General features: G+C 54.1%; 4 protein-coding genes. 3 read left to right on the forward strand and 1 reads right to left on the reverse strand.

The window, feature by feature from the left end; genetic code table 11:
* The first annotated feature begins 246 nt into the window (after positions 1–246).
* The 3 genes from ACNKIB_RS12565 to ACNKIB_RS12575 all read left to right on the forward strand — a co-directional run bounded on the left by ACNKIB_RS12565 (position 247) and on the right by ACNKIB_RS12575 (position 3869).
* Positions 247–723 carry a Uma2 family endonuclease gene (locus tag ACNKIB_RS12565; RefSeq protein WP_417910912.1) on the forward strand — a complete coding sequence of 159 codons (477 nt, stop codon included), beginning with the start codon at positions 247–249 and terminating at the stop codon, positions 721–723.
* On the forward strand, positions 720–2606 hold the full coding sequence (locus tag ACNKIB_RS12570; RefSeq protein ID WP_417910913.1) for a polysaccharide biosynthesis protein: 1887 nt from the start codon (positions 720–722) through the stop codon (positions 2604–2606). The genes ACNKIB_RS12565 and ACNKIB_RS12570 overlap by 4 nt, the downstream gene beginning before the upstream one ends.
* A gap of 102 nt (positions 2607–2708) precedes the next feature.
* Positions 2709–3869, forward strand: a complete 1161-nt coding sequence (locus ACNKIB_RS12575; RefSeq protein WP_417910914.1) for a glycosyltransferase family 4 protein — start codon at positions 2709–2711, stop codon at positions 3867–3869.
* Here ACNKIB_RS12575 and ACNKIB_RS12580 read toward each other — a convergent pair.
* Positions 3811–4779 (reverse strand): IS30 family transposase, encoded by a 969-nt coding sequence (locus tag ACNKIB_RS12580; protein WP_417910915.1) that lies wholly within the window; start codon positions 4777–4779, stop codon positions 3811–3813. The genes ACNKIB_RS12575 and ACNKIB_RS12580 overlap by 59 nt on opposite strands.
* Positions 4780–4880: the final 101 nt, after the last annotated feature.

Genomic DNA, 4880 nt, shown 5'->3' on the forward strand with positions numbered 1-4880 from the left:
ATCGACCGGAACAATTTTTGACATTTCTGTCCTCCTTTAAGATTCATCCCAGAGGACAATTATACAGCAGGTTAAGATGAAATACAAATAGATTCAGCTATCTAAGTAGCATATCCATCAAAAAGTCATGCGTTAGCCCTGATGCTGAAGCACGGAGCACTCCTTCGGAGTTTCCCTAGCCCGAAGGGCTAGGCTAAGATTCATCAACCTAAGGCAACGCCTTGGGCGTTTGGGACAAAACAAAATATGAACTGGCAAGAACTCTGCGCAGACCCGGCCCTGCAAAATCTTCCCTATAAAATGGAACTGAACCAGCAGGGACAAATTATCATGAGTCCGGCAAGTGTCAGACATGTTCTTTTTCAAGCTAACATTATCGCTTTATTGAATAATATCTTCCCTGATTTAATTGCTGTTCCTGAATTTCCTGTGGAAACCAGTGACGGTGTCAAAGTGGTTGATGTCGGGCTGCTGACAGCAGAACAGGCAGCAGTGCTGAAAAACAATGTCACCGCTTCCTTTGCTCCCCTGCTGTGCGTGGAAGTGCTTTCACCCAGCAACACCTTGGCAGAAATGAATCACAAGAAAGAACTGTATTTCGACAAAGGCGCGGAAGAATTCTGGCTCTGCGACGCACAGGGAACAATGACGTTTTACAACAAAAAAGGCGAACTGAGCAATTCCGAGTTGGCAGATCAGTTCCCTGCCGCTCTTGACCTGTGACATTCCCTGCCGTGAAAATCAGCCAGCGGTCACGCAGACCTGCCCGACCGTTCTCCCGCATCATCGCCATCATTCTGCACGACATTGCCGCTGCGTTTTTTGCTTGGCTGGGCGCCTACTGGCTGCGCCTCAATCTGTCCCTGCCGCCGGAATATTTAGGCGATGCGCTCACCAGCCTGACCTTGGTGCTGCCCCTGCAAACAGCAGTCTTTTTCCGTTTCGGGCTGTACAAAGGTGTCTGGCGTTTTGCCAGCCTGCCTGATCTCAAACGCATCGCCTCGGCTGTCCTGCTCACGGCACTGCTCATCCCGCTTGTTCTCTATTTTTTCCAAGTAAATGCAACAGTGCCCCGCTCGGTGCTGCTCCTTGACCCGCTGCTGCTGATTATGATAATGGGCGGCAGCCGCTTGGCGTTCCGGGTTTGGAAAGAGCAGCAGCTGACCAGCGCGTTCCGGCCTGAGAGCAAGCCGGTTTTGGTGGTTGGCTCAGGCGAGACAGCAGACTATCTGCTCCGAGAATTGTCCCATCATCCCATTGGCTTTCATGTCGTGGGCCTTTTGGATGACAGCTTGGACAAACAAGGGCGGCAAGTGATGGGCGTGCCGGTGCTGGGCAAATTGGAAGAAACGGTGCAGTGGGCGGAACAAATGGGTGCTGACGACATTGTCTTGGCTCTGCCCAGAGTTGAGCACAGTGTGCGCCGCCGCATCACTCAAGCCTGCGCTGAGGCTGGATTGAATGTGCTGACCGTGCCGCCGCTGGAAGATTTGGTTGCAGGCCGGGTGACGGTTTCCAGTCTGCGCCGGATTGAGCTGGACGACCTGCTGGGCCGCGACCCGGTGCAATTGGACAACAGCGGCCTGAGCAATTTGCTGACCGGCCAGACCGTGCTGGTGACTGGCGCAGGCGGCTCCATCGGCTCAGAGCTGTGCCGACAGATTGCCCGCTTCACTCCAGACAAATTAGTGCTGGTCGAGCAGTCGGAATTGGCTCTGTATGCAATGGAGCAGGAACTGCCGCAGCGTTTTCCTAACCTGCGGCTTGCGCCGGTGATCGGCGATGTGAAGAATGCCGCCCGGATGAACCAAGTCATGGCTGCGCACCGTCCGGCAGTGGTCTTTCATGCCGCCGCCTACAAGCATGTGCCGCTGATGGAGAACAGCAATGCGTGGGAGGCGGTGCGGAATAACGTGCTGGGCACCCAGACTGTGGCCGCAGCGGCGCAGGCTCACGGCGTGAGCAAATTCGTGATGATTTCCACCGACAAGGCGGTCAATCCCACCAACGTGATGGGCGCGACCAAACGGCTGGCCGAGATGGTCTGCCAAGCCTTGCAGGGGGAGCACGGCACTCGCTTCATCTCTGTGCGCTTCGGCAATGTGCTCGGCTCTTCCGGCAGCGTGATTCCCAAGTTCCAGAAGCAGTTGGAAGAAGGCGGACCGCTGACCGTGACCCATCCTGACATCACCCGCTATTTCATGTCCATCCCAGAAGCGGCCCAGCTTGTCCTGCAAGCCGGTCTGATGGGACAAGGCGGGGAAATATTTGTTCTTGACATGGGCGAGCCGGTCAAAATCGCCGAGCTGGCAAAATTGATGATCACCCTTTCCGGCGCGGAGGAGGACAGCATCCGCATTGAATACACCGGCCTGCGTCCGGGTGAAAAATTGTATGAGGAGCTGCTCGCTGATGATGAATCCACGCTGCCCACACCGCATCCCAAGTTGCGCGTGGCCAGAGCACGCCCGGCAGACATGAGCTGGCACACCGAATGTCTGACATGGATGGGCCAGCCCGGTCTGCGCGAAGAACTGGAGGTCAAACGCCAGCTTAAAATTTGGGTGCCGGAATACAAGCCGGATTTGAATGCTTCCGCAAGCTGATGAGGCGGTCTCAAGGCGGTTGAGCGGAGTCGAAACCGCCGACCTTCGGCCTTGCTCAGGTGCCGCTGCCTTCGACTTCGCTCAGGCAGCGAATTTCTGCTGATGAAAGTCATTTTCTTTGCCGCTTATGACGGATTTTTCTGCAAATTCTGCCTTCCTCTCGCCCGTTCCCTAAGAGATCGCCAGATTGACGTTGTCCTGATGTCGCCGCCCGGTGACTCTATTGCCCAGTTCAAAGAGGAAGGATTCCGATGGCTGCCGCTGCCCATGAAGCGGTCCAGCCTGAATCCTCTGCGCGAACTTTTTGTGCTGCGATCTGTTTATGCGGCCTGCCGACAGGAAGCACCTGATGCCATGCACAGCTTCTGCATCAAGGCTGTTGTCTATGGCGGATTGGCGGCGCAGGCCGCAAGAGTGAAAAAGCGAATTCATGCTGTCACCGGCATGGGTTATGTGTTCAGCAGTTCCTCATTGAAAGCTCGTCTTCTCCGTCCTGTGGTCAAAGCATTGCTCAAGCTGGCATTGCGGGGCAAAGAGAGCCTCCTGATTGTCCAGAATCCTGATGACAGGCAGTTATTCATTGATTGCAATGTGATCCAGCCGGATAAAATTCATCTGATCAGAGCATCAGGATCAGGTGTGGATGCTGATTATTTCAGTCCTGCGCGGCAGCAGCGCAGCGGCAAATTCAAAGTCCTGCTGGCGGCCCGGCTGCTGCGAGAAAAGGGCATCAAAGAATATGCGGCAGCCGCAGCCTTGCTGGCGCATCGGGTTGGGCAGGTGGAATTCCTCCTTGCAGGCGCGCCTGATGACGGCAATCCCGGCTCGCTCACTAATGCGGAAATCACGGAGATCAAGCAGGTTGGCCACGTCACTGTCCTTGGCTATGTTGCTGACATGCGCAGGCTGCTGAACGAGGTTGATCTGTTTGTGCTGCCAAGTTATTATAGGGAAGGAGTGCCGCAAGTCCTGCTGGAGGCAGCCTCCATGTCGCGGCCCCTCATCACCACAGATGCGCCGGGATGCCGGGAAACAGTGGCTGATGGAGTCAACGGTTTTCTTATCCCAGCGCGGAATGCAGCGGCCTTGGTGGAAAAAATTGAATATCTGCTGGATCATCCTGAGCTGTGCCTCGCCTTTGGCAGGGCTGGCAGGGAGAAAGTGCTGCAAGAGTTTGATCAAAAAATTATTTTTCAGTGTGGATTCAAGTTCCAAGTGCAACTTTTTGGCAGACTTCCAAGAATAGCTTTTTTGGCGTGTTGAAGCCAAGAGATTTTCGTGGCCTGTTGTTAATTTTTTCCGCGATGCAGTTGATGTCCTGCTGGCTCAACGTGTCGAAATCAGTTCCTTTTGGAAGATATTGCCGTATAAGGCCGTTCGTGTTCTCATTAAGTCCGCGCTCCCAAGCCTGATACGGATGAGCAAAAAAGCATTCAGCCTGAAGCGCTGTTGAGAATTCCTGATGAAAGGCGAACTCCTTGCCATTGTCGCAAGTTATGGTGTGAACTTGTTCCTGATACGGGAGCAGCGCTCCGGCAAGAGCCTGTGTGACACTGTCCGCCCGTTTGTCCGGCGCAAGGGCGATGACGCTGAAACGGGACTTCCGTTCAACCAAAGTGACAAGCACAGAGCCGCCGCGCCGGCCGATCACTGTGTCGGCCTCCCAATCACCAATTCTGGAGCGTTCCTCAACAACATCAGGCCGGTTGTCTATCGATGTCCGATTTCTGATCTGACCCCGCCGGTCAGCGCTTCCATAACGTTTTTTTCTTTTTTTCCGGCAGCGCAAGTGAAGATGCAGACTTCCTCCCCGCTTCCTGTCACGGGCGATGTGCTGGTAAATGCGTTCATGGCTGATCCGCACATTTTTTTCAGCAGCAAGCCAGCCGCTGATTTGTTCGGGACTCCAGTCTTTCTCTATGAGATCATTGACAATATAATATATCGCTTCAGGGATTTTTGGTTTCGCCTTTTCACGGCGGCGAGTGTCAGCCATCTGCTGCGCCTGCCGGGGACGATAACCGCGAAGACCACGATTACGCCGCAATTCTCTACAGATGGTTGACGGGTGCCGACTGAGCTGCAAGGCTATGGCAGATGGTTTAAATCCTGCTTGCTTCAAAGCGTAAATTTGGTTACGTTCTGGTTCGGTGAGTTGTGTGTAATGCTTCATGCGCGCTCCTCTTGCTTGGCGGTGAGAATTGAGCCATCATGTTACCATAACTCACTCTTTTCTCAACCCCGCAAAAGTTGCACTTACAACTTGAATCCACG

The sequence above is a fragment of the Candidatus Electronema sp. PJ genome, assembly GCF_048287395.1.
GTDB lineage: Bacteria > Desulfobacterota > Desulfobulbia > Desulfobulbales > Desulfobulbaceae > Electronema.